The 2,484-nt window shown below is 31.4% G+C and carries 2 protein-coding genes; both read right to left on the reverse strand.

Going from position 1 to position 2,484, the window contains the following annotated elements:
• Window positions 1-223: 223 nt before the first annotated feature.
• On the reverse strand, window positions 224-1,684 hold the full coding sequence (locus tag J2Z35_RS14440; RefSeq protein WP_209662107.1) for an IS1182 family transposase: 1,461 nt from the start codon (window positions 1,682-1,684) through the stop codon (window positions 224-226).
• 295 nt (window positions 1,685-1,979) lie between these two features.
• Window positions 1,980-2,378 (reverse strand): hypothetical protein, encoded by a 399-nt coding sequence (locus tag J2Z35_RS14445; protein WP_209662108.1) that lies wholly within the window; start codon window positions 2,376-2,378, stop codon window positions 1,980-1,982.
• Between the last annotated feature and the right edge of the window lie 106 nt (window positions 2,379-2,484).

A 2,484-nucleotide genomic window follows, 5' to 3' on the forward strand; every position in this document is an offset into this window, starting at 1 on the left:
AACCTGTTGCCCTTTTTCAAAAAATTGGTTATAATATAATCTCATTTTGGTAGTTATATTTTACAATATAACGGAGAAAAGGTGGCATTAATTTGGAGGGCACTGAAAAACGATTAGTTTTATACTATCTTGAAATTAATGAAAATAAATAAAATCCACTATTTTCCATTTGACAATGGATATAGTGGATTTTTTTACTTTATTTAAGAAAAGCTATGATTTTTTATCCCAATAATTTTATTATTCGCTTCATATTTACCACAAATATTGTAACTGCTCCTTGCAAATGCATACCTAAAAGACCTGACGATGATGCAACATCATAGCCATGTCTGTGCTTAAGTTCACTATTTTTAGCTTCAATTTTATAACGATGTTTAGATTTTTCTTTGAAATAATCATCTTCTTGAAAATTCATTTGTTCTTGATGAGTATTCGTTTTAATTGAAACGGAATAGGATTTTGTTTTTGCCCCTTCTTTATAACAACCATTTTTATACGGGCAGTGTTTGCATTTCTCTACATCAAAAAAATATGACTCTACTGTTCCCTGACCATCTTTTGCATGCTTTTTAGGTCTTGTACTTGTTTTTTTAATACTCATATGACCAGCCTTACATACATATCTATCGGCATCTTTATTATATTCAAAATCATGAGATTTTAGTTTACTTCCATGAGTTATAGTTTTATTTAATTTAGCGATAAGCTTAATGTTTTCTTCTTTTGCATACTCCAAATTTTCTTTTTCTGAGTATGCTGCATCCCCTATAATATTTTCAACTTCAATGCCTCCGGCAATACTTTTTTCTACTAATTCTCGCAATTGCTTGCCATCGTGCTTTTCTCCAGATGTAACAGTTGCAGCTGTAATAATCCTTTCCTCAGTCATTGCAATATGAGTCTTGTAGCCAAAAAAAGATGTATCATAGGTTTTATGACCAATTTTTGCATCTTCATCTTTTGAAAGCGCAAGCTTTTCTAAATCATCTTCTATGGTTTCTTCAAGAATGTTAATCTTCTCTTTTACAGCAGGATAATTTGATAAAGCTTCGTTAGATTTTAGTGCTTTGATTAGTTTCTTACAATATTCTATTTCATCTTCAAGAATTCCATTGTTTACTTTTGGTGGCATTATATTTTTAAGATTTTCGTCAATATTGTAAACTGCTTTACGCAGATTCTTCGAATAATTCATAAGAACCTCTCTAGGGGTCTTTTGATTATATCTAGCCTTTGTATGAGTAGAATCAACGATTATGGATTTGCTTTTAATTACTCCATTTTCAATGGCAAGTCCAACAGTTTTTTCAATTAGCATATCCAACAAGTTAACATCCTGTAAGCGTAGCTTTCTAAATTTTGTAAGTGAGCTAGGTTCAATTACAGGATCTTCTGGTGCCATATCCAAAAAGAACTTAAATGACATATCGTATTTTGAGCGTTCGACAATATCAACATCTGATAAATCATATATCGCCTTTAACATTAGATATTTGAACATTCTTATTGGATTTATAGCACTACGTCCATTTTCTAAACAATATTTACTTTTAAGTTCCTCGTACACGAAACTAAAATCTACAAGTTCATTAATTTTACGCAAAATATTGTCCTTCGGAACTATAACGTCATATAAAGATATATAAGGACTCAATATCATTTTTTTTTGATTTTGAAGCATAGTATCACCGCCACAGTTTTGATATTCTAATTATATCAAAAAAAGAGTTTGAAATTGCAGTAATCTACTGCTTTTCAAACTCTTTTTTTCTAACTTATAAATATGAAAAGACTTTTTCAGTGCCCTCTTAATTTGCTGCCTTTTTTTTATATTTTTTTAAGAATTAAAAAAAGCGACAAAGTCGCTTTTTAGAAAGGGGCTATTTCCCGACAGCCCCTTTTTTATTTCTGAATAAATGTCAGGCTAAGCCAAATCGGGACGCTAGATACGTCCCCGCGGTTGTACCAAAGATTTTTCAAATCATCTCTTCAATAAGAGTGCTTTTAGCATTGAGAAAATGTTCAAGATCATTGAGGTACTCATAAACCGTAGCACGGTTCTCAAATTCCTCTCTAGTTAAAGGTAATGGCAAAAGCCTAAGAGCAGACCTATATTCTTGAATCTGTTGACTTAACTCTTCTGATATTTCAAGACCCTGAAAATTTATTGCTATCATATCAGTTAGATCCGCCGCTATCAATGTCTGATTATAGGATGCATATAAACGTTCGAAACATCTTCGCATATGATATAAAATCTCGTATTGTATGATTCTAGATTCCATATAATGAATATGGTTGTACTTCTTGGAAATCAATTGATTCTCTGATTCAATCTTGACTCTATTATAGCTCTCTTTTAATTTATCCTCCAACTGAGTATAATATGGATTGTCAACACTTATTAGGACAACTTTTTCTCGGACAGAAATGCCTTGTATTCAATAGGACTAAGATATCCTAAAGAACTATGAACCCTAA

Source organism: Acetoanaerobium pronyense, assembly GCF_017874355.1.
Taxonomy (GTDB): Bacteria; Bacillota; Clostridia; order Peptostreptococcales; family Filifactoraceae; genus Acetoanaerobium; species Acetoanaerobium pronyense.

Excerpts from the sequence above, each read along its gene's own strand:
- J2Z35_RS14440 (WP_209662107.1), bottom strand. The coding sequence starts at position 1,684 with ATGCTTCAAAATCAAAAAAAAATGATATTGAGTCCTTATATATCTTTA.